The sequence below is a fragment of the Devosia sp. 63-57 genome, from assembly GCF_001899045.1.
Classification (GTDB): Bacteria; Pseudomonadota; Alphaproteobacteria; order Rhizobiales; family Devosiaceae; genus Devosia; species Devosia equisanguinis.
This window is the reverse complement of record NZ_MKUY01000005.1, coordinates 530,547-551,674: the sequence shown is the minus strand read 5'-3', so window position 1 is coordinate 551,674 and position 21,128 is coordinate 530,547. Positions and strand designations below refer to the sequence as shown.

General features: G+C 63.3%; 18 protein-coding genes and 1 riboswitch. Of the genes, 6 read left to right on the top strand and 12 right to left on the bottom strand.

All coding sequences use genetic code 11. The annotated features are described in order from the left end of the window. Positions 1-26: 26 nt before the first annotated feature. From bcsN to nrdH, 10 genes are all read right to left on the bottom strand, one after another. Positions 27-974, bottom strand: a complete 948-nt coding sequence (gene bcsN / locus BGO80_RS10990) for a cellulose biosynthesis protein BcsN (RefSeq protein ID WP_286721481.1) — start codon at positions 972-974, stop codon at positions 27-29. 158 nt (positions 975-1,132) lie between these two features. Continuing rightward, a complete protein-coding gene (locus BGO80_RS10985; RefSeq protein WP_126150817.1) occupies positions 1,133-1,462 on the bottom strand; it encodes a LuxR C-terminal-related transcriptional regulator in 330 nt (109 codons plus the stop codon). Positions 1,463-1,555: 93 nt separating this feature from the next. After that, complete coding sequence (locus BGO80_RS10980; protein ID WP_286721479.1) at positions 1,556-2,263, bottom strand: TfuA-like protein; 708 nt, start codon at positions 2,261-2,263, stop codon at positions 1,556-1,558. Beyond that, a complete protein-coding gene (locus BGO80_RS10975) occupies positions 2,260-3,435 on the bottom strand; it encodes a YcaO-like family protein (RefSeq protein ID WP_286721477.1) in 1,176 nt (391 codons plus the stop codon). Before BGO80_RS10975 ends, BGO80_RS10980 begins: the two co-directional genes overlap by 4 nt. Beyond that, positions 3,436-3,618 carry a hypothetical protein gene (locus BGO80_RS10970; RefSeq protein WP_286721475.1) on the bottom strand — a complete coding sequence of 61 codons (183 nt, stop codon included), beginning with the start codon at positions 3,616-3,618 and terminating at the stop codon, positions 3,436-3,438. It abuts the gene before it with no gap. A 145-nt stretch (positions 3,619-3,763) separates the two neighbouring features. After that, positions 3,764-5,647, bottom strand: a complete 1,884-nt coding sequence (locus BGO80_RS10965; RefSeq protein ID WP_286721473.1) for an AfsR/SARP family transcriptional regulator — start codon at positions 5,645-5,647, stop codon at positions 3,764-3,766. Between the two features lie 178 nt (positions 5,648-5,825). Next, positions 5,826-6,800, bottom strand: coding sequence for a class 1b ribonucleoside-diphosphate reductase subunit beta (nrdF, locus tag BGO80_RS10960; protein ID WP_286721471.1), 975 nt, complete (start codon positions 6,798-6,800; stop codon positions 5,826-5,828). A gap of 177 nt (positions 6,801-6,977) precedes the next feature. Further along, positions 6,978-9,149, bottom strand: a complete 2,172-nt coding sequence (gene nrdE, locus BGO80_RS10955; RefSeq protein ID WP_286721469.1) for a class 1b ribonucleoside-diphosphate reductase subunit alpha — start codon at positions 9,147-9,149, stop codon at positions 6,978-6,980. Continuing rightward, positions 9,137-9,535 carry a class Ib ribonucleoside-diphosphate reductase assembly flavoprotein NrdI gene (nrdI, locus tag BGO80_RS10950; protein WP_126150823.1) on the bottom strand — a complete coding sequence of 133 codons (399 nt, stop codon included), beginning with the start codon at positions 9,533-9,535 and terminating at the stop codon, positions 9,137-9,139. The genes nrdE and nrdI overlap by 13 nt, the downstream gene beginning before the upstream one ends. A 7-nt stretch (positions 9,536-9,542) precedes the next feature. Further along, complete coding sequence (gene nrdH, locus BGO80_RS10945; protein WP_126150824.1) at positions 9,543-9,764, bottom strand: glutaredoxin-like protein NrdH; 222 nt, start codon at positions 9,762-9,764, stop codon at positions 9,543-9,545. 109 nt (positions 9,765-9,873) lie between these two features. Further along, positions 9,874-10,075, bottom strand: a riboswitch (cobalamin riboswitch). A gap of 199 nt (positions 10,076-10,274) precedes the next feature. Between nrdH and BGO80_RS10940 the strand changes: the two genes are divergently transcribed. The 3 genes from BGO80_RS10940 to BGO80_RS10930 all read left to right on the top strand — a co-directional run bounded on the left by BGO80_RS10940 (position 10,275) and on the right by BGO80_RS10930 (position 14,257). Continuing rightward, a complete protein-coding gene (locus tag BGO80_RS10940; RefSeq protein ID WP_286721466.1) occupies positions 10,275-12,812 on the top strand; it encodes a membrane-bound PQQ-dependent dehydrogenase, glucose/quinate/shikimate family in 2,538 nt (845 codons plus the stop codon). A 186-nt stretch (positions 12,813-12,998) separates the two neighbouring features. Continuing rightward, on the top strand, positions 12,999-13,760 hold the full coding sequence (locus BGO80_RS10935; protein ID WP_286721464.1) for a cytochrome c oxidase assembly protein: 762 nt from the start codon (positions 12,999-13,001) through the stop codon (positions 13,758-13,760). Then, positions 13,757-14,257: a CopD family protein gene (locus BGO80_RS10930; RefSeq protein ID WP_286721462.1), complete on the top strand. Its 501-nt coding sequence runs from the start codon at positions 13,757-13,759 to the stop codon at positions 14,255-14,257. The genes BGO80_RS10935 and BGO80_RS10930 overlap by 4 nt, the downstream gene beginning before the upstream one ends. Here BGO80_RS10930 and BGO80_RS10925 read toward each other — a convergent pair. Further along, entirely contained in the window at positions 14,238-14,792 is a 555-nt protein-coding gene (locus BGO80_RS10925) for a DUF2231 domain-containing protein (RefSeq protein WP_126149019.1), read from the bottom strand. The genes BGO80_RS10930 and BGO80_RS10925 overlap by 20 nt on opposite strands. Between BGO80_RS10925 and BGO80_RS10920 the strand changes: the two genes are divergently transcribed. The 3 genes from BGO80_RS10920 (at position 14,718) to BGO80_RS10910 (ending at position 18,479) form a co-directional block, all read left to right on the top strand. Then, positions 14,718-15,470 (top strand): cytochrome c oxidase subunit II, encoded by a 753-nt coding sequence (locus BGO80_RS10920; protein ID WP_286721460.1) that lies wholly within the window; start codon positions 14,718-14,720, stop codon positions 15,468-15,470. The two genes, BGO80_RS10925 and BGO80_RS10920, sit on opposite strands and share 75 nt — an antisense overlap. Before the next feature lie 202 nt (positions 15,471-15,672). Further along, positions 15,673-18,171 carry a cytochrome c oxidase subunit I gene (gene ctaD, locus BGO80_RS10915; protein WP_286721458.1) on the top strand — a complete coding sequence of 833 codons (2,499 nt, stop codon included), beginning with the start codon at positions 15,673-15,675 and terminating at the stop codon, positions 18,169-18,171. Further along, the gene (locus BGO80_RS10910; protein WP_286721456.1) at positions 18,168-18,479 is read left to right on the top strand and encodes a hypothetical protein; all 312 of its coding nucleotides are present in this window, start codon (positions 18,168-18,170) and stop codon (positions 18,477-18,479) included. Before ctaD ends, BGO80_RS10910 begins: the two co-directional genes overlap by 4 nt. A 104-nt stretch (positions 18,480-18,583) precedes the next feature. Here BGO80_RS10910 and gyrB read toward each other — a convergent pair whose 3' ends face one another. Then, the gene (gyrB, locus tag BGO80_RS10905) at positions 18,584-21,037 is read right to left on the bottom strand and encodes a DNA topoisomerase (ATP-hydrolyzing) subunit B (RefSeq protein WP_126149015.1); all 2,454 of its coding nucleotides are present in this window, start codon (positions 21,035-21,037) and stop codon (positions 18,584-18,586) included. Between the last annotated feature and the right edge of the window lie 91 nt (positions 21,038-21,128).

Below are 21,128 nucleotides of genomic sequence, written 5' to 3'. Positions count from 1 at the left end.
TCTATTCCATGCCCAAAGCGGGGGGTCTACTGGCCGGTTGAGGTCGACGTCCCGGAACTGGGCGGGCGGGGCACCACCGGTCCGGTTGTGCTGGTGCTTGTGCTGGTGCTGGGCGAAGGAACGATCACCGTGCCGGCGGCGGGCGTGCCCGGCGATGGTACCAGTGGGGTACCGGCCGGCAATGGCGCGGCCACCGGCTTGGTTGCCACCGCCTTTACCGGACTGGTGGATTGTGGGGCCACATTGATCGGAATGACTTCGGCAAAGCCTTCGACGCCGATGGGGCGGATGGGGGCCGAATTGCGCCCGATCAGCGCCGGCGCCTTGTTGGGCGGAAACACTGCCGTATTGAGGCGCAGCCGATACATCACTTCGAGCAATTGCTGCTCGGTGCTGCGCTGCCGGCACATCTGCAGGCGAATGACGATGGCGCCGCGATCGACGGCGCCGGAGGGCTTGAGCATCGGATCGATGCGCTGCCAGGCATAGATGCAGGTATCGCCATTGGCCGGCTTGCCGATGGCATAGCCGAAGGGGCCGTAGTCGTTCTGCACATAGAAGGGCGAGACCGCCATGCCGCTGCCCGGCCAGGCGGCCAGCGCCTCTTCAGTCAGATTGACATTGGTGAAGGGAATGTCGCGCAGGCGGGCATCGCTGCCGTCGCCACCCTTGTCGGTGAAGCGGATCACCGAAATCTTGTTCTCGCCGGTGGAGCGGGCCGTGGTTTCGAGCCACACATCCTGGCGGATGGCATTGGGGAAGCTGGTGGTGGTGACCTTGACCAGGGCCGGGCCACCCGGCGGCGGCAGAATCACCGACTCGCTGGGGGTGACGATGCGGGCTTCCTGGGGAACATTGGTGCGGTTGGAGGCGCAGCCGGACAGCAGGACCCCGATCAAACCGGCAGCGCAGAGGGCACGCGCCAGTCCGGTACGAAAGGGGGGAAACGAAGCTGTTCCGGCCTTGGGCGTCATACGGGCTCTACTCGCGTCAAGAAACACGCAATCCAGCAGCCCCCAAAGCCGGATAACTCACGAATAATCCTAAATGTTTATAGTTAATGGCGTCTTAACCAGCCACTCCGTCTCAATCCCATATCGCTATGCAGAAAACCCGATTTCGGCGGCGCCGCTCAGTTGGCCGCCACCTGCAGACCAACGCGGCCAGCGCGATGCGGCACCGGGGTCACAAACTGATCGTGGCGGACCAGGCCCATGCGCTCGGCCGCCGCGACAATGCGCAGGATATCGGTGATCGAGCGCGCGAGCAACTTTATGCGCAAACGCTCGGTATGGGCCTCGACCGTGCGCTGGGAAATGCCGAGATCGAAAGCGATTTCCTTGGCGGTCTTGGCCTCGAGGATAATGTCGAGCACCTGCTTTTCCCGGGGCGTCAGCCGTTCCAGCAGCTCGGGCAGGATATATTCGGGCTTCATGGCCTCGCGGCCGAAATGGTGGGTCATTGGCGCGTCTCCGCACGTTAGAATCTGTCTGACGTGCAGTGAAGCGCAGCTGGCGTGATTGCAGCGTGAATCCGCGTTCACGCCATCTGCGGTTCAGCCTTTGGCGGGGTGATCGAGCCCGGCGCGCCGCCAGGGGAAGGAGGGCTCGAAATCCCAGTCCCGGTGTGGCGCCGATGGTGTTACCGCCCGCATGGTGGCGATCAGTTCGAGCGCATCCTGGGCCTTTATCGAGACGCGATGGATCTCATAGGCAGATGCCAGTTCGCTTGCCCGCTCAGCCGGCAGACCATCGAGCAAGGCCGCAACCGTGCGCTGGCGGAAATTGAGAGCATGGGCCCGCGTCCAAAGATGCGCGTATGCGGCGGCGTCCAGCACACCGGCATCCCGCAGGGCGTCGAGGCTGGCGCGCATGTCGACCAGCGGCTCGGTCATCGGCAGAAAGCCGGCTTCGGCCGGATAGTGCAGCAGCGCCACGTCGCCATCATCGTCGAGCTCGCCGCGCTGATAGGCCTGGGCGATCCGCCCCACCGGGATCATGCCGAAGGGGGCGCATTCGGCGGCGCGCAGCGCACCGAGGGAAGCGGCGCCATAGACGGGAATGCCCTTGGCGAGGGCGTGGAGGATTTCCTTGTGCCAAACGCTGGCGGTCCAACCGAAATAGCCGTCGATGAGCCCGATCATGCTGGCGCCGTCGCTGACCGCTTGCGTCAGGTCACCCAGGGCGGCCGGGGGACGCGGCACCAGCCCGGTCCAGTCGATCTGGTGCCCATGCAGGCTGGGACCGGCAAAGACGATCTTCACGCCGCCAGCTCCGCCAGAAAAGCCAGCGCGCGGGGCCCGGGGCGCCAATGGAGATTGACGCCCACATCCTCGAGCTGGTCGCTGAGGATTTTCATGACCGCAACGCCCGCCACTTCGCCGCCCAGGGGCACGGCGATCAGCCGGTCGATGCCGTGGGCGAAGAGGGTCTGCAGCATATGGTCGAGCAGCTCGGCCAGCGGCGTGCCGAGCGTCAGGCCCGCGGGTGCCGCACGGGTTGGCCTGTCGCCCTGTTCGGGTTGCAACGCCATGCCGGCATAGAGTTCGGGCGGCATGTCGTCGCGCGCCGCGGCAATGGCGGTGACACGCGACTGCGCCGCCTCGGTGATGGCGCGCAGGGCGGCCCGCGCCGCTACCGGATGCGTACCGGAGCCCGAGGACAATTGATGGCGCTGGCTGGCATGAGAGCCAGCCGGGCCGATCTCTGCCATGATGGTGGGAATGGCGAAGTCGCTGGTCTGGTCGTAAAGGCGCAGCACCAGCCCGGCATCGGCTACCGCCTTGGCCAGGCGCTTGACTTCCGGGTCACCGAAGACGGCGGGGTCGAGGCGCCGGTTGTCGCGGTGGGCCAGCGGCATCAGCGCCCAGAAGCTGCCGGCATCGCGTTCCACCAGTTCGCACAGGCCGTGAAACAGCGCCTCTTCGACGCTATTGCCGGAGGCCAGACCATTGGTGTGCTGACAAATTCCGGGGAGGTCGCTGGCGGCACCACGCAGGGCCACCAGATCCAGGGGCACGAGCACCGTTTCACCGCCGAAGAGACTGCTGCCTTCAAGCCAGGTGATGGGCCGATCCAGCGGGAAAGTGGCGCCAAGCGGCAATGTGGCGGTGGAAAGATGCAGCGCGAAACCCGCAGCCTGCAACTCTTCGGCTGCCGCAATCCGCATCGGGCATTCGGGCCGCTCGGCAATGGCATATTCCAGCGCTTCCATGGCGGCGGAGGCTTTGGCGGCAGCGTCGGTCAGGCCCTTGCCCTGCGAGGTGGCGAGGGTCATGGCATTGGGGCGGATGGCGGCGAAGACCGGAATGCCCAGAAGATCGAGCGATGTCTGGCGCGCCAGCCGGGTAATGCCATAGCGGCCGAGATGGGGGCCTATGGTGGCAAGGGTCTGCTCCGGCGAGCAGACCCGATCATGATAGCCCGGGTGCTGCATTTACGCGGCGACGACGGCGGTCCACTTCTGCGAGGGCGCATCGGGGCGCGGCTGGGCCAGGGCGCCGCCGTCAAAGCTCTGGGCCTTGCCGCCCATGAATACGAGCTGGGTGGCGCCGCTGGCCAGATCGGTAATACGCACAAAGCCAGGCTGGTCGGACGAGGTGATCTGATAGGACGACATCTGCATCTCCCGTGAATGATCGGGAAGATGTAACGCCTTGTTTTTTCATCGTCTTTTGGGATTTATCGCAAGCCGAAACGGCCTGTATGAGAGGGCGAGCCGCTCGCTCTCGGGAAGGAGGGCCTGGGAAAATCCCCTAAGGGTGTCAGCGGAATCCGGCCAGCGCCAGCGCCTCGACATAGCGTTCGACATCGCTTCTGGAGCTGTGCGGCATGAAGCCGGCAAAGTCCTTGAGGCGGAATTCGGGATAGCGCGCCATCCAGTCGTCGCGGTGGCTGGCCGCCAGCTCGAAATCGCCGGCCATGGCGGCGGTGGCGGCGATGAGACGCCCGGCCAGGCTCTGGTCTTGCATGCCGGTCAGGAGCGCCAGGGCGCCAGTGTAATTGCCGAGGAAGAAATCGGCGGAGCCACCGATCCAGCGATAATCGTCCGGGGCCAGGGGATTGAGCGCAAAAGCCTTTTCGATCAGCGGCTTGGCCTCGCCCGGCCGCGAGGTGTGCACCAGCACGTCCGCCTGATCCATCAGCAGGTCGGCATAATGGGGGGCGCGCTCCACCGCCGCATCGAAATGCATGCGGCTTTCGTCGAAGGCGCCGAGATAGAGACTGGCATGGCCGAGTTCGCGATGGCCGGTGGCATTGAGCGGGTCGAGCTCCACTGCGCGCTGCGCCAGCTCCTGTGCCGTGCGCAGCATGGAGCGATCGCTGCGCCCGAGCAGCAGCCATTCGATGGAATAGGTGCGCGCCAGCGCCGCCAGCGCCGGCACGTAATCGGGCGACAGGCGCAGCGCCTGGGTGAAATGGCTGCGGGCGCGCCGCAGCAGGGAAAGGTCGGTGTTCTGCACCAGGTCGGAGCCGAGCAGGAACCGCACATAGGCCGAAGCGGCGCCGGTGGCACGATAGCGGCTGAGCTCGACATCGGCCACCTGATGGGCAATGGCGCGGGCCAACCGCTCGGCCACCAATTCCTGCGACCCCAGGAGCTTTTCGGCTTCGAGCAGCACCTCGTCGGCGCAGAGCACACGCTGGCTACCCAGCTCGATCAGGCTGAAGGCAAGGCGCGACGCCCGGGCGCCGGGAAAGATCGAGGTATGCACAACATAGTCGACGCCATAGGGCGCGGCGGCGGCGAGCGGGTCCTGGCCGGTCAATTGCCGGGCCGTGTGCGGTGCGAACATGGCGAAGGCGCGCATGCGGCAGAGCTGCAGGGTGATGTCGCTGACGAGATAGCGCGCCAGATCCATTTCCTGCGGCTTGGCCCAGGCGCTGGTCTCGGGGGGCAGAAGGATTATTTTCGGCAGGCCAAGCGGGGTCTGTCGTGGCGGATCGGCAGATGGAGCCGGGGCAGCGGCAGGGGCAGAGACGAAGGAGGCCTTGCGCTGCAGGATGCGAGCCGCCAGCGCCTGGGTTTCGATGGCGGGCTCGATATCGAGCTCGTCGCGCAATTGCCGGGTGAGTCGGTCATAGACCCGCGCCGCCTCGCGATCACGGCCAAGACCAGCCAGGTTGGCCATGCGGGCCCGGGCCAGCCGCTCGTCGGCAGGGTTGATCTGCCCGTCACGGGCCAGCGCCGTTTCGAGTTCGGCAAAGGCGCCGCGCTCACCGGCAGCGATGAGCAGGTTGATGCGGCGGGCGGACAAGGTTTCGCGCCGATCAGCGATCCAGCGCGTCAGCTCCGGCTCGTGGATATCCACCCCGGCGAGGAAGATATCCCCCGTCAACGCATCGAGCCGGGTAATCTCGGTGCCGCTGGCAGGCGCAGGCAGGGCAAGAAACTGGGTGATATCGGCCGGGTCGAGCGCTGGGCCGGGCAGAATGCTGCGCCCGTCCAGCTCCAGCGCGACCAGTCCTGTCGCATCCTGCCAGCGGCTGATGGAGGCGAGCAGCTGACGCAGATTGGCGAAGGCCTTGTCCTGGGCGCTGTCGGCCCAGAGCTCGGTGGCCGCCTCGTTGCGGCCGAGACCGCTGCGATGCTCGAGCAAGACCAGCGCAAATAACAGATAGGCCTTGGCAGGCAACCGCGCTGTCACGGCATCAAATCGCGGTAGGCCAAATAGTCTTAGCATCCAGCCCTCGGTAGCCGGTCTCAGTAAATCATCCCTCGTAATGTTTACAATAATGCAAAGCTGCGCCCGGCGCCACACCCCTGTCCTGACTTGGACGTGAGCGCAAATGTGCCGGACCTACGCATAAGGGGTGCCGAAAAACCTAGAAATCCCAGTCTTCGTCTTCGGTGGCGATTGCCTTGCCGATGACATAGGAGGAGCCTGAGCCCGAGAAGAAGTCGTGGTTTTCGTCGGCATTGGGAGACAGGGCCGAGAGGATGGCTGCGTTGACCTTGCAGGCCTCGGGCGGGAACAGGGCCTCGTAGCCGAGATTCATCAGCGCCTTGTTGGCGTTGTAATGGAGGAATTTCTTGACGTCTTCGGTGAGGCCGACGCCGTCATAGAGCTCCTGGGTATAGCGCTCTTCGTTGTCATAGAGTTCGAGCAGGAAGTCGAAAGCAAAATCCTTGATGTCCTGACGGCGCTCTTCGCTGAGCGTTTCGACATGGCGCTGGAATTTATAGCCGATGTAATAGCCATGCACGGCCTCGTCCTTGATGATGAGACGGATGAGGTCGGCCGTATTAGTGAGCTTGGCGCGGCTCGACCAGTACATGGGCAGGTAAAAGCCCGAATAGAACAGGAAGCTTTCGAGGAAGACCGAGGCGACCTTTTTCTTGAGCGGATCGCCGCTGTCATACTGCTCCATGATCAGCTGCGCCTTGCGCTGCAGGAACTCGTTTTCTTCCGACCAACGATAGGCGTCGTCCACATCCGGCGTGAGGCACAGGGTCGAAAAGATCGAGGAATAGGAGCGGGCATGCACCGCTTCCATGAAGGAGATATTGCTGAGCACCGCTTCTTCGTGCGGGGTCACCGCGTCCGCCATCAGCCGCACCGCGCCGACGCCATTCTGGATGGTGTCGAGCAGGGTGAGGCCGGTAAAGACGCGAATGGTGAGCTGCTGCTCGACCGAATTGAGCGTCGCCCAACTCGGGATGTCGTTAGAGAGCGGCACCTTTTCCGGCAGCCAGAAATTGGATGTCAGGCGGTTCCAGACTTCGAGGTCCTTGTCATCCTGCACGCGGTTCCAGTTGATGGCGCGAACGCGGGAAAGAGGCTTTACGTGAACGTTCATGGCTTTGGCATTTCAAATTTGACGGCAGCGGTTCCTTCGCCCCCTCCCCCTTGAGGGGAGGGTCGGGGAGGGGGTGGTCGTGCGGTCCACTGATGGACCCCCTCCCTCATTCCCTCCCCTCAAGGGGGAGGGAGGCGCCGGAGCCGTCAGCCCTGTGAATGACGGCAGGCTAAACTCTTACAGCGCGCAGGAAACGCAGCCCTGCACTTCGGTGCCCTCGAGGGCAAGCTGGCGCAGGCGGATGTAGTAGATGGTCTTGATGCCCTTCTTCCAGGCATAGATCTGCGCCTTGTTGATATCGCGGGTCGTTGCGGTATCGCGGAAGAACAGCGTCAGCGACAGGCCCTGATCGACGTGCTGAGTGGCCGCCGCATAGGTGTCGATGATCTTTTCCGGGCCGATCTCATAGGCGTCCTGATAATATTCGAGATTATCATTGGTCATGAATGCGGCGGGGTAATAGACGCGGCCGATCTTGCCTTCCTTGCGGATCTCGATCTTGGAAACGATCGGGTGGATCGAGGAGGTCGAGTGGTTGATGTAGGAGATCGAACCGGTCGGGGGCACGGCCTGCAGGTTCTGGTTGTAAAGGCCTGACATCATCACCTTGGCCTTGAGATCCAGCCAGTCTTCCTGGGTCGGAATGTGAATGCCGGCATCTTCAAACAGCTTGGCGACGCGCTCGGTGGCGGGCCTCCATTCCTTGCTGGTGTATTTGTCGAAATAGGTGCCGTCGGCATATTTCGAATTCTCGAAATTCTTGAACGTCTCTTCGCGCTCGGTGGCGATCAGGTTCGACGCACGGATGGCGTGATAGGTCACCGTGTAGAAATAGATATTGGTGAAATCGACGCCTTCGTCCGAACCGTAATAGATGCGCTCGCGGGCAAGATAACCGTGCAGGTTCATCTGGCCCAGGCCAATGGCATGACTTTCGGCATTGCCCTTGGCCACCGATGGCACCGAGGAAATATTGCTCATATCCGACACGGCGGTAAGGCCGCGGATCGCGGTTTCGATCGTGGTGCCGAAATCACCACTATCCATCGCATTGGCGATGTTGAGCGAGCCGAGATTGCAGGAAATATCCTTGCCCATATGCTCGTAGCTGAGGTCTTCGTTAAACACCGAAGCGTCGCTGACCTGCAGGATTTCCGAGCAGAGATTGGACATGGTGATGCGGCCCGCAATCGGGTTCGCCTTGTTCACCGTGTCCTCGAACATGATGTAGGGATAGCCGGATTCGAACTGAATCTCGGCGATGATCTGGAAGAATTCGCGCGCCTTGATCTTCTTCTTCTTGATGCGCTTGTCTTCGACCATTTCGCGGTATTTTTCGGTGACCGAGATCTCGGTCATCGGCACGCCATAGACGCGCTCCACGTCATAGGGCGAGAAGAGGTACATATCCTCGTTGTCGCGGGCGAGTTCGAACGTGATGTCGGGGATCACGACGCCGAGCGACAGCGTTTTGATGCGGATTTTCTCGTCGGCATTTTCGCGCTTGGTATCGAGGAAGCGCATGATGTCGGGGTGGTGGGCGTGGAGATAGACCGCACCCGCACCCTGACGGGCACCGAGCTGGTTGGCATAGGAGAAGCTGTCTTCGAGCAGCTTCATCACCGGCAACACGCCCGAGGACTGGTTTTCGATATGCTTGATGGGGGCGCCCATCTCGCGGATATTGGTGAGGCTGAGGGCCACGCCACCGCCGCGCTTGGACAGCTGCAGGGCGGAGTTAATCGAGCGGCCAATCGATTCCATATTGTCTTCGACGCGGAGCAGGAAGCACGAGACCAGTTCGCCGCGCTGCTTCTTGCCGGCATTGAGGAAGGTTGGCGTGGCGGGCTGGAAGCGACCGGCGATGATTTCATCGACAAGGTTCTTTGCGAGCTTTTCGTCGCCGCGTGCCAGAGCCAAAGCCACCATGCAGACGCGATCTTCATAGCGCTCGAGATAGCGCTTACCGTCGAAGGTTTTGAGCGTATAGGAGGTGTAATATTTGAACGCGCCGAGGAAGGTGGGGAAGCGGAACTTCTTGTCATAGGCGTGATCATAAAGATCGCGCACGAAGTTAAAGCTATATTGGTCGAGCACGTCCTGCTCGTAATAGCCTTCTTCAACGAGATAAGTCAGCTTTTCGCGCAGATTGTGAAAGAACACCGTGTTCTGGTTCACGTGCTGCAGGAAATACTGGTGCGCGGCCTGCTTGTCCTTGTCGAACTGGATATTGCCCTGCTCATCATAGAGATTGAGCATGGCATTGAGCGCGTGGTAATCCAGCGCCTGATCCTCGTCATGGACCTTGTCGGCCGGCTTGACCGGGCGTTCGAGTGTCAGCGTGTCCAAAACCGTTCCAGTCCTTGTTTGACAGTGGCGACGTCCTCTTCGGTGCCGAGCAGTTCGAACCGATAAAGGAGCGGCACAGCGCATTTTTGCGCGACGATGTCGCCGGCAAGGGCATAGCCGCTGCCGAAATTGGTGTTGCCCGCAGCGATGACGCCGCGAATGAGGCTACGATTGGCCTCGACATTGAGAAAACGGATCACCGGCTTGGGCACCGCCCCCTTGCCGTCGCCGCCACCATAGGTGGGCAGCACCAGCACGAAGGGTTCAGCCACCTCGGGCGGCGCGCTCGCCGCATCGACCGGCAGGCGCATGGCCACCACACCCAGCTTCTCGACGAAGCGATGAGTGTTTTCCGAGGTGCTGGAATAATAGACGAGCCCGGCCATGACCCGATCAGGCCAGCGCGCCGATCATGTCCGGACGGAAGCCGGCCCAATGCTGGTCACCGGCAACGACAACCGGCACCTGGCGATAGCCCATGGTTTCGACGCGGGCATAGGCTTCGGCATCTTCGGAAATGTCGATGATGGAATAGGCCAGGCCCTTGCGGTCGAGCGCGCGGGTGGTGGCGGTGCACTGGACGCAGGCGGGCTTGGAATAGACGGTGATGGTCATCGAATGGGTTTCCTCGCGGACATTGTGCTTGGCGCGGGGACAGACAGGGAAACGGCGCATGGCAGATGCCATAGCGATACCGCTCGCCTGACCGGACACCCCGCCGGTGGACGTTACTACGCTCGGGGCAGGTCTCCTGACTGGCGGGTCACAGCACTCATCCGGCCTTCCCGGAGCCTTTTGGGCCCAGTGGCATCACGCGAACAAGAACTCGCCGCTTACAGTTGCGGGGGCAGTTTCGGCCTTGCACCGAATTCCCATCTTAGCCGCCACGGCTTGCGCGCAGCGGAACCTCGAACACTACATATGGTATATGACCACTCCATTACGTCAATGTCGGCTTGCCATGATCGACGGGGATTCTGACGCATTTTGGCCTTGACGCTGCCGCGACTCCGGAGCGCCCCCAAGGAATCCGGGACTTTTGGGCAAAGTGAAAAACGGCAAAATTGTGCCGGAACCATCACGGCGCCCCTGCGTTGGCCCCACACAACCTAGAGGGAGACCGGCATGGCTGAGGCAAGGGCGCGACACACCACTGACCGGGGCCCGACCTATTGGTGGGCGGTGATCGTGGCGGTTCTGCTCATTGCCTTTGGGGCGCCGATTGCCGCCGGTGGACTTTACCTCATCACCCTCGGTGGCTCCTGGTATTACCTGCCGGCAGGCATCGGCCTGTTGCTCACCGCGTTTCTGTTGATCCGGCAGGACCGCACGGCCATCGGGGTCTACCTTCTGACCTATATCGGCACGCTGGCCTGGGCGTTTTGGGAGGCCGGGTTCAATGGTTGGGCCCAGGTGCCACGACTGGTCGCGCCCAGCGTGGTGCTGCTGCTGGTGTTGTCCACCTGGCCGGCCTTGAAGCGCGGCCGCCGCAGCTTCGGCACGGGTACGGCGGCCACGGCGGTGACCATTGCCGGACTGTTTGCCGCCATCGGCATTGCCAATCACAGCGTGGAAAGCACCTTGGCCCAGGACACCGACGCCCCGGTGACCGAACCGGCTACTGCCCCGGTCCCCGCGCCTGAAGATACGCAGGCCACCACCGAAGATACGGCCACGCCCCCTACGCCCCTCGACGTCACCCCGATCAATTTCGCCATGCCCGAAGCCGGCGCCGACTGGCCCGCCTATGGCGGCACGCATCATGCGACCCGCTATTCGCCGCTGTCGCAGATCACGAGGGATAATGTGGGGGACCTCGAACTGGTGTGGGAATATCGCACCGGCGATATGCCGGAAGAAGATGAGCGCTATTCCAACCAGAACACCCCGCTCAAGATCGGCAACCAGCTGCTGCTGTGCTCGGCGATGAACAAGGTGATCTCGCTCGACGCCCAGACCGGGCTCGAGCGCTGGCGCTACGATCCGCAGGTACCCACCGACGCCATTCCCTATAATGCGACCTGCCGGGGCCTGGCCTATTATGCCTCGCCGACGCTGGAAAGCACCGAGCTCTGTGCCGAGCGGGTGATCATGAACACGCTGGATGCGCGGCTGATCGCGGTTGACGTCGCCACGGGGCAGCTGTGCAGCGACTTCGGCAATGGTGGCATTGTCGATCTGGAGCAGGGTCTCGGTCACACGGTGCCGGGATGGTATGCGCCAACCTCGCCGCCGACCATCGTGCGCAATGTGGCCGTGGTCTATTCGCAGGTGCGCGACAACCAGCGCCGCGACGCGCCCTCGGGTGTGGTGCGCGGCTATGATACCGAAAGCGGCGACATGCTCTGGGCCTGGGATATGGGCCGGCCGGGCGAAAAGGGCCTGCCGCCTGAAGGCGAGACCTATACACGCGGCACGCCCAATGTGTGGACCATTGCCTCGGGCGACAATGAGCTGGGCCATGTCTATCTGCCGCTGGGCAATTCGGCGGTCGACTATTGGGGCGGCATGCGCTCGGAAGCGGAAAACACCTATTCCACCGCTTTGGTGGCGCTCGATGTCACAACAGGCGACGTGGCCTGGTTCTATCAGACGGTGCATTACGACATCTGGGATTATGACCTGGGCTCGCAGGGATCGCTGGTGGACTTCCCGACCGAAAACGGTCCGGTGCCGGCACTGATCCTGCCGACAAAGCAGGCCATGTTCTGGATCTTTGATCGACGCACCGGCGAGCTGCTGGTGGAAGTGGAAGAGCGTCCGGTGCCGCAGGGCGGCGTCGAGCCCGAGCGCCTTTCGCCGACCCAGCCCTTTGTCGTCGACTTCCCGAACCTGTTGCAGCCGGACCTGCTCGAAAAGCACATGTGGGGCATGACGCCGCTGGATCAGCTGTGGTGCCGCATCCAGTATCGGCAGGCCTATTACGAGGGTATCTATACGCCGCCCTCCGCGGATCGGAACTGGATCCAGTGGCCCGGTTATAATGGTGGCTCGGACTGGGGTGGCGTGGCCATCGACCCAGTGCGCAATATCATGGTCGCCAATTACAACAATACGGCCAATCTCAACCGGCTGATCCCGCGCGAGGATGTGGACGCCATGGGCGTGCGCTCCATCGACCAGGGCGGCCGCGAAGATGGCGCGCCAAGCAATGTCAGCCCGCAGGGCGATACGCCCTGGGGCATCAAGGTCAATGCCGGCTGGCGCGTGCCGTTCACCGACATGCTGTGCACCCAGCCTCCCTATGGCGGCATCACGGCGATCGATCTCACCACGCGTGAAGTGCTGTGGGACAAGCCCTTTGGTACCGCCCGCAAAAACGGTCCCTTCGGCATTCCTTCCATGCTGCCGTTCGATATCGGCACGCCGAACAATGCCGGCGCCGTGGTCACCGCATCGGGGCTGATCTTCATCGCCGCGACGACCGACGACCTCATCCGCGCCATGGATATCGAGAGCGGCGAAGTGCTGTGGGAAGCCGAACTGCCAGCCGGCGGCCAGGCCGGGCCGGCCATGTATGAGGTGGATGGCCAGCAATTCCTCGTCATTAATGCGGGTGGCCACAGTTTCATGGAAACCCCGATCGGAGACTATTTCCTCGCCTATGCCCTGCCCGAGACCCACGCGGCGGTGGATGCGATGACAGGGGAAGGGGCGGAGTAGGCGGGGCATCCCTGTGCCGGAGGGCGGTGAGCGTGGCCCTTTTGCCTCCCTCCCCCTTGAGGGGAGGGAATGAGGGTGGGGGTCCATCAGTGGATCTCTGAACCACCCCCTCCCCGGCCCTCCCCTCAAGGGGGAGGGAGAGCAGGAACCGCAGGCCTTGTGCGTCTTGGAAAAACGGAACGGAAAATGGATCAAGCGTCAGCCTTTTCCTTCGATATGAGTTATTGCGGCTCGCCGCCGACCCCCGCCGAGCTGATGGGGCGGTGGAATTTCGAGCCGGGTCTGATCACCGGTCTGGTGCTCACGGCGCTGGTTGGCGCGGTGCTGCTGCGCTCTGCGGATAGCGGCCGCAAGGCGGCTTTTGCCGGAGCCTGGGGACTGGCGGCGGTGCTGTTCGTCTCTCCGCTCTGTGCGCTGACCGTGGGGCTGTTCTCGGCGCGAGTGGGGCACCATGTGCTGCTCGCCATGGTGGTGGCGCCGCTCCTGGCACTGGCACTGCCGCCGCGCTGGGGGCGGGTGCTGCCGCTGCTGCCGCCCCTCGCCCTCTCGACCATCGCGCTCTGGCTCTGGCATGCACCGGATGTCTATACCGCCGCTTTCAGTCATCCCGGCATCTACTGGGCCATGCAATTGAGCCTTTTGGGCACCTTCACCTGGCTCTGGCTCGGGCTCATCCGCAATGGATCGGTGCTGCCGGCGGGGGTGACGGCTCTGTCGAGCGCGATCCAGATGGGGCTGCTCGGGGCGCTGCTGGTCTTTGCGCCCGCGCCGCTCTATGTGCCGCATTTTTCCGGCACGCTGGCCTATGGGTTCTCGCCGCTGGATGACCAGCAGTTGGCCGGGCTGATCATGTGGGTGCCCGCGAACCTTCCGCTCATGGTGCTGGCGCTGTGGCGGCTGGTGGCGGCGCTGGATTCCAGGCAGACGCGGCAGACGGCAGCCTCATGATCGTGACCTGGCTCAAATTCATCCATGTGGGCACCATCGCCTTCTGGGCCGCCGGGCTCATCGCCCTGCCGTTCCTTTATCTGCAGCGCAGGGGGCTCGAGGACGAGGCGCTGCATCGCCTACACGCCTTTGCGCGTTTTCTCTACGTCAGCATCGTCTCGCCCGCCGCCTTTATCGCCATAGGCACAGGCACGGCGCTGATCTTTCTGATGGGCACTTATGAGAACTGGTTCTCGGCCAAGCTGCTGGGGGTCGCCGTGCTGACCGGCATCCACATCTTCTCCGGCTTGATGATTTTGAAACTCTTCGAGCCGGGCCGGGCCTATCCGCTGTGGCGGCTGATCGGCGTGGTGACACTGACGGTCGCCGTGGTCACCATCATCCTGGCGCTGGTGCTGGGCAAGCCAAGGCTCGAATGGCCGGCGCTGTTCGCCAACCTCTTCGTGCCGGGCCGGCTGGGGGAGATTGCCGGCCCCTTCATCCCTTGGATGAAATGAGGAGGCCGACGCCATGATCGAAAATCAGCTTGCCGCCATGCCATCCCGCAAAACCCGCCGCCATGCTGGACAGCACCGACAGCATCAATCCGCTGGGCAGAACCGTTTCGGGCCAGAACAGGCGCAGCCCGGCATTGGCGCCGACAATGGCCAGCATGACCATGGCCGCGATGGCGTGGTTCCAGCTGGCGACGCGGACGCGTATGCCGGGCACTGCGAGCAGCTCGGCCGTGCCGACTACCGCCGCCAGCACGCCGAAGACAAAAGCGGCGCCGGCCGACCAGGTGCCGACCGCAAGCCAAAATGCATCACCGGTAAACCAGTAGAACATGTCGATCCCCAGCGTCGAGATGACGAAGGCGATCGGGAAATGCACCAGCATGGCGTGGATGGGATGACCCGCAACGGCAATGGCCGAGCCGATATCCTGTTCGGCCACTTCGCGAATATGGGGATTGGGATGGGTGGTGCTGGCTTCCTGGCCCTCTTCCAGCGCAATCTCAACCTGTTCGGCTTCGCGCGACGCTTCGCTCATCGTTTCACCCCCTGTTTCAAATTCGTTGCACTGTGTGCAACGCCGCTGGCGCTGGCCGGTTGCACCGGCGAGCTCTCGACGCTCGATCCCGCGGGTCCACGCGCGGCCAATCTGGCGACGCTGTGGTGGATCATGCTGGCCGGCGCGACGGCGCTCTTCACCCTGGTCATGGTGCTGTTCGCTTTGGTCTGGCGCCGCAGCGGCCCGCTCAAGCGCATCACTCCGGCACAGTGGATCATCGGCGGCGGCCTGGTATTGCCCATCCCGGTTCTCGTGCTGCTGACCGGCACGGCCCTGGTGCTGGGCGAGCAATTGCTGCCCCATGGCACGGCGCAATACCGGGTCGAGGCCGAAGGCAGGCAATGGCACTGGCGGTTTTCCTATCCCGACGCGCCGGCCATGGGTGCAAGCACCGTTCTGCATCTGCCGGTGGGCGTGCCCGTGGATATCGCGGTGACCTCGGCCGATGTCATCCATTCCTTCTGGGTGCCCCGACTCGGCGGCAAGATCGACGCCATTCCCGGCCACACCAATGTCATCCGCCTGCAGGTCGACACCGCCGGCACCTATTGGGGACAGAACGCCGAATATAACGGCATCGGACATGACAGCATGATTTTCCGCGTCGAAGCGCATGCGCCCAAGGACTTTGCGGCATTGATGGAGGGCGGGGAATGAGTCCTGCTGCTTGCTTCTCCATTTTCGCCTGCGGTTCTCTCGCTCCCTCCCCCTTGAGGGGAGGGCCGGGGTGGGGGTCGTTCGGTGATCACAATAATCACCCCCTCCCCAGCTCTGCTAGGGCCCTGAGGGCCCAGCGGCGCTACCCTCCCGAGAGTGGGCAGGAGCCATGTATGGCGTTTAGTTGCACGGGGCATCTGACATGACCACCCCTTCCCCCATCCGACTGCACAAGCAGCTCGAGCGCATCTGGATGACGCCGCCGGGGATTGGCCGGCTCTCCAGCGTCAATCACACCGTGCTGGGCAAGCGCTTCATGGTGGTGGCCCTGGTGTTCTTCACCATCGGGGGCATGCTCTCCATGCTGATCCGGGCGCAGCTGGCGACGCCCAACAGCGCCTTTATCGGGCCCGAGCTCTACAATCAGATCTTCACCATGCATGGCACGGTGATGATGTTCCTGTTCGCCATTCCCATGTTCGAGGGCTTTGCCATCTACATGCTGCCCAAGATGCTGGGCGCGCGCGACATGGCCTTTCCGCGCCTCACCGCCTACGGGTTCTGGTGCTATCTGTTCGGCGGCTCGATCCTGATCGTGGCCATGCTGGCAGGGGTGGCGCCCAATGGCGGCTGGTTCATGTATACCCCGCTGTCTTCAAAGCCCTATACGCCGGGGATCAATGCCGATGTGTGGCTCCTGGGCATTACCTTTGTCGAAATCTCGGCCGTCACCGCGGCCATCGAGATTTTCGTCTCCATCCTCAAGATGCGGGCCCCGGGCATGGCGCTCAACCGCATGCCGCTGTTCGGATGGTATATGCTGGTCACCGCCGGGATGATGATCATCGGCTTTCCGCCGCTGATCCTGGGCTCCATCCTGCTCGAGCTCGAACGCGCCTTCGACCTGCCCTTCTTCGACCCGACGCGGGGCGGCGATCCCCTGCTGTGGCAGCACCTGTTCTGGCTGTTCGGGCACCCGGAGGTCTATATCATCTTCCTGCCCGCCGCCGGGGCGCTCTCGACCATCATCCCGGTCTTCGCGCAGCGGCAGATCCTGGGCTATCGCGCCGTTATCGCTGCCATCGTCGCCATGGGGTTTCTGTCCTTCGGGCTCTGGGTGCACCACATGTTTACGGTGGGCATTCCGCATCTGGCTCTGGCGTTTTTCTCGGCCGCCAGCGCATTGGTGGCTGTGCCCACGGCCGTGCAGATCTTTGTCTGGCTGGGCACGCTGGCCTCGGGAAAACCGCGCTGGGACGTGCCGATGCTCTATATCTTCGGCTTCTTCTTTGTCTTCGTCATTGGCGGGCTGACCGGGGTGATGCTGGCCATGGTGCCGTTCAACACTCAGGCCCATGACAGCTATTTCGTCGTGGCACATCTGCATTATGTGCTGGTGGGCGGCTTCGTCTTTCCCATGCTGGCCGGCATCTATCACTGGATGCCGCACATTTCTGGTCGGCAGAGCCTTTACCGGCTGTCGGTGCCGGCCTTCTGGCTGATCTTTGTCGGCTTCAACATGACCTTCTTCCTCATGCACCTGACCGGGCTCATGGGCATGCCGCGCCGCATTTCGACCTATCCGTCGAACTGGGGCTGGGACTGGCTCAATCTGCTTTCGTCGGTGGGTGGGTTCGTGCTGACCATGGGCTTTGCGCTGGTGCTGGCCGATCTCGTGCTGCAATTCCGTTTCGGCCAGCGCTTCCGCCGCGATCCCTGGCAGGCGCAGACGCTGGAATGGGCCACGCCCACCCCGCCGCCAAGCTACAACTTTGCCGCCATTCCCCGCATCGACGAGCGCGCCGATGGGCTGGAGCCGGCCAAGATCGGGCCGGTGCTGGCCGGCGGCTTCGGCTATCTCGGATTTGCCCGCGAGAACCGGCAGGAGACGCTGGGCGTCGACATGCTGACCGGGGCAGCCGAGCAGGTGATCATCCTGCCCCAGCGCACCTTCCTGCCGCTATGGACCGCCTTGGCCACCGGCAGCTTCTTTCTCGCCTTCCTTTTCGGTCAATATTGGCTGGCGCCGTTTGCGGCGTTGGTGACGCTCGGACTGTTCCTGCTCTGGCCCGCCACGCTCGGGCAAAAGCGCGATATCGGCCCGATCGAGATCGGCATGGGCGAAACCGCCCCGCTCGACGCCGAAAGCCCGCATAATGTCAGCGTGCTCGCCAATCGCACTGCCCTGGTGATGAATGCGACGCTCTTCTCATCGCTGGTGTTCGGGGGGCTATTTCTGCTCGTCGTCGCGCCCAACTGGCAGGGGGTTGCGCCCTTCGCCGCTCCGCTCGTTGCCATGGGCCTGGCGCTCGTCGCGGCTGTGACGGGTGCGGTCCTGACCGGGCTCGCCCGCCGGGCCACTGCCGGTGGAGCGTCGGCCGCACCGATCACGCTGGCAGCAGGGCTGGCGCAAGTCCTGTCCGGGCTGGCTCTGGTTTACGCCATGACGCAAATCCCGGACCCGACGGGCCATGCGCGGGACGCGGTTATCTTCGTGCTGCTGGTCTATGCGGCGCTTCACATGGGCCTTGCCGCCATTCTCTCGCTGCACGCGCTCTGGCGCACCAGCCAGGGTTTTGTGTCGGCGAGCCGGCAGACGGAATTGATCCTTGCCTGGCTGTGGGGCGGCTATGGGGCTGCCGTGACCACAGCGGCGCTTGGAATGGGATTGGTGCTGAGCGGCGTGGGGAGCGCGGCATGAGACAAGCGCTCGACAATCCGCTGGTGCTGCTGGTGGCGGGCTTTACCGTCTGGTCGCTGGCCTTCGTTGTGCTCTATGCGCTGCAGGCGCTGGGCTGCGCCTATGGCTGGAGCGCCCACCGACCGGTCCTCGTCGCTGGCTTCATCCTCAGCAATCTGCCGCTGGCCTGGCTTGCCTTTCGTCCCCCGCAGCCGCGCACCAACACCGACCCCAGCCTGCAACGCGCCGCCCTCTGGGCCAACCGCGCCGCCCTCGCCTCCGGCATATTGGTGTTCCTGCCGGTGACGTTTGTGAGTGCGTGTATCTAGGACGGAGCCTCGCCGTGGCGCAAAGCACTATCGGATCGCTGCCTTGAGCCGCGATCGCTCTTGAAGCGCGCCTAGAGAGGTCACACGCCGCTGGCGCGACGAACTCAAACGTCCAGGTTGGAAACGTTCAGCGCGTTGTCCTGGATGAAGTCGCGGCGCGGCTCGACGAGGTCGCCCATGAGGGCGGTGAAGATCTGGTCGGCTTCGTCGGTCTGGTCGATTTCGACGCGCAGCAGGGTGCGGGCATTGGGGTCGAGCGTGGTTTCCCAGAGCTGCTCGGCATTCATCTCGCCAAGGCCTTTATAGCGCTGCAGGCTGACTCCCTTGCGGCCGGCATCGGTCACCGCCTTGAACAGCGAGGCGGGGCCATAGATGGGAATCGTCTCGCCCTTGCGGGTCAGCGTCGGGACGCCGCCGAACAGTTCGTCGAGCCGCTCGGCGAGCTGGCGCAGCTTGCGGGCGTCGGCGCTCTGCAGCAGGGCCCGGTCGATCTGGTGGGTCTCGGTCACGCCGCGCACCGTGCGGGAAAAGGCCAAAGCCTCCTCGTCGGTGATCTCGCCGGTCCAGCCGCGTTCAAGCTCGTCGGATATGCGATCCAGACGCTGGGCGACGCGCTGCAGCGTTTCCCCGCTCTTTTGGGAATCCGACATGCCATCGGGATCGAGCCCACCGACGATAGCGGCCTGTTCGACCAGGTTGCGATTGTAGCGGGTGTTGAGATTGTTGATGGCTTTGACGATGTCTCGAGACTGCTGGAGAATGCCCAGCAGGTCGTGACCGGCATGCTCGGCGCCATCCCGCGTCTTGAATACGGCGTCCTCGAGCCCACCCTGCAGCAGATAATCTTCCAGCGCCACCTCGTCCTTGAGGTAGAGCTCGGACCGGCCGCGCGTGGCTTTGTAGAGCGGCGGCTGGGCGATGTAGATATGGCCCCGCTCGATCAGCTCGCGCGTCTGCCGGTAAAAGAAGGTCAGGAGCAGGGTGCGAATATGAGCGCCGTCCACATCGGCGTCGGTCATGATGATGATCTTGTGGTAGCGCAGTTTGTCGGCATTGAACTCTTCGCGGCCGATGCCGGTCCCCAGCGCGGTGATCAGCGTGCCGACCTGGTCGGAGCTGATCATGCGGTCGAAACGGGCGCGCTCGACGTTCAGGATCTTGCCGCGCAGCGGCAGCACGGCCTGGTTGGAGCGGTCGCGGCCCTGCTTGGCGGAGCCACCAGCCGAGTCACCCTCGACGATGAAGATTTCGCTCTTGGCCGGGTCGCGTTCCTGGCAGTCGGCGAGCTTGCCGGGGAGCGAGGAGATTTCCAGCGCCCCCTTGCGGCGGGTCAGCTCGCGCGCCTTGCGCGCGGCTTCGCGGGCGGCAGCGGCCTCGACCACCTTGCCGACGATGGTCTTGGCCTCGTTGGGGTGCTCTTCGAACCACTGGCCGAGCTTTTCGTTGACGATGTTTTCGACAACGGGACGCACTTCGGAGGAAACCAGCTTGTCCTTGGTCTGGCTCGAAAACTTCGGATCCGGAACCTTGACCGAGAGCACGCAGGTGAGACCCTCGCGGGTATCGTCACCGGAGAGCTCGACCTTCTCCTTCTTGGCAATGCCCGAAGAAGTCGCATAGCCGGTGACCTGCCGCGTCAACGCCCCGCGCAGGCCGGCAAGGTGGGTGCCGCCATCGCGCTGGGGGATGTTGTTGGTGAAGCACAGCACGTTTTCGTGGTAGCTGTCGTTCCACTGCAGCGCCACTTCGACGGTGATGCCGTCCTTTTCCGAGCGCATGACGATCGGGGTATCAATCACCGGCGCCTTGGACTTGTCGAGATAGCGCACAAAGGCTTCGAGCCCGCCTTCGTAGAACAGCTCGACCTCGACCGGCTCGGGATGGCGATGGTCACGCAGGAGGATGCGCACGCCGGAATTGAGGAAGGCCAGTTCGCGCAGGCGGTGCTCGAGCGTCTTGAAGTCGAACTCCACCATGGTGAAGGTATCGGTCGAGGGCAGGAAGGTGATTTCTGAACCCGAACGGCCTTCATAGGTGCCGGGCTGCTTGTTCTCGACATAGGAGCCGACGACCTTGAGCGGCGCATCGGCGACGCCATGGGTAAAGCTCATCTCGTGAACCTGCCCATTGCGGCGGATATTGAGCTTCAGGAACACGGAAAGCGCGTTCACCACCGAAACGCCCACGCCGTGGAGACCGCCGGAAACCTTGTAGGAATTCTGGTCGAACTTACCGCCGGCATGCAGCTGGGTCATGATGACCTCGGCTGCCGAGACGCCCTCTTCCTTGTGAATGTCGGTGGGAATGCCGCGACCATTGTCGTTGACCGAACAGGACCCGTCGGCATTGAGCGTCACGGTGACAAGGTCGGCATGGCCGGCAAGCGCCTCGTCAATGGCGTTGTCGACCACCTCATAGACCATGTGATGCAGGCCCGAGCCGTCATCCGTATCCCCGATATACATGCCCGGGCGCTTGCGCACCGCATCGAGGCCCTTGAGCACCTTGATGCTGTCGGCGCCATACTCGTTCGGGGTCGGGTTTTCGCTGTCGCTCATGAGGTCCGAATCAGTGGTTGAGACGTAAGTTTCGTTCTATCGGAATGGGGCTGAAACCCCAAGAAAATTGGCCGTTTGAAGGGCATTTGCT

Bases quoted from the DNA above. Each gene is read 5' to 3' on its own strand.
- bcsN (WP_286721481.1), bottom strand. From the start codon at position 974: ATGACGCCCAAGGCCGGAACAGCTTCGTTTCCCCCCTTTCGTACCGGA.
- BGO80_RS10985 (WP_126150817.1), bottom strand. From the start codon at position 1,462: ATGACCCACCATTTCGGCCGCGAGGCCATGAAGCCCGAATATATCCTG.
- BGO80_RS10975 (WP_286721477.1), bottom strand. From the start codon at position 3,435: ATGCAGCACCCGGGCTATCATGATCGGGTCTGCTCGCCGGAGCAGACC.
- BGO80_RS10970 (WP_286721475.1), bottom strand. From the start codon at position 3,618: ATGTCGTCCTATCAGATCACCTCGTCCGACCAGCCTGGCTTTGTGCGT.
- nrdF (WP_286721471.1), bottom strand. From the start codon at position 6,800: ATGAACGTTCACGTAAAGCCTCTTTCCCGCGTTCGCGCCATCAACTGG.
- nrdI (WP_126150823.1), bottom strand. From the start codon at position 9,535: ATGGCCGGGCTCGTCTATTATTCCAGCACCTCGGAAAACACTCATCGC.
- nrdH (WP_126150824.1), bottom strand. From the start codon at position 9,764: ATGACCATCACCGTCTATTCCAAGCCCGCCTGCGTCCAGTGCACCGCC.
- BGO80_RS10940 (WP_286721466.1), top strand. From the start codon at position 10,275: ATGGCTGAGGCAAGGGCGCGACACACCACTGACCGGGGCCCGACCTAT.
- BGO80_RS10935 (WP_286721464.1), top strand. From the start codon at position 12,999: ATGGATCAAGCGTCAGCCTTTTCCTTCGATATGAGTTATTGCGGCTCG.
- BGO80_RS10930 (WP_286721462.1), top strand. From the start codon at position 13,757: ATGATCGTGACCTGGCTCAAATTCATCCATGTGGGCACCATCGCCTTC.
- BGO80_RS10920 (WP_286721460.1), top strand. From the start codon at position 14,718: ATGGGTGGTGCTGGCTTCCTGGCCCTCTTCCAGCGCAATCTCAACCTG.
- BGO80_RS10925 (WP_126149019.1), bottom strand. From the start codon at position 14,792: ATGAGCGAAGCGTCGCGCGAAGCCGAACAGGTTGAGATTGCGCTGGAA.
- ctaD (WP_286721458.1), top strand. From the start codon at position 15,673: ATGACCACCCCTTCCCCCATCCGACTGCACAAGCAGCTCGAGCGCATC.
- BGO80_RS10910 (WP_286721456.1), top strand. From the start codon at position 18,168: ATGAGACAAGCGCTCGACAATCCGCTGGTGCTGCTGGTGGCGGGCTTT.
- gyrB (WP_126149015.1), bottom strand. From the start codon at position 21,037: ATGAGCGACAGCGAAAACCCGACCCCGAACGAGTATGGCGCCGACAGC.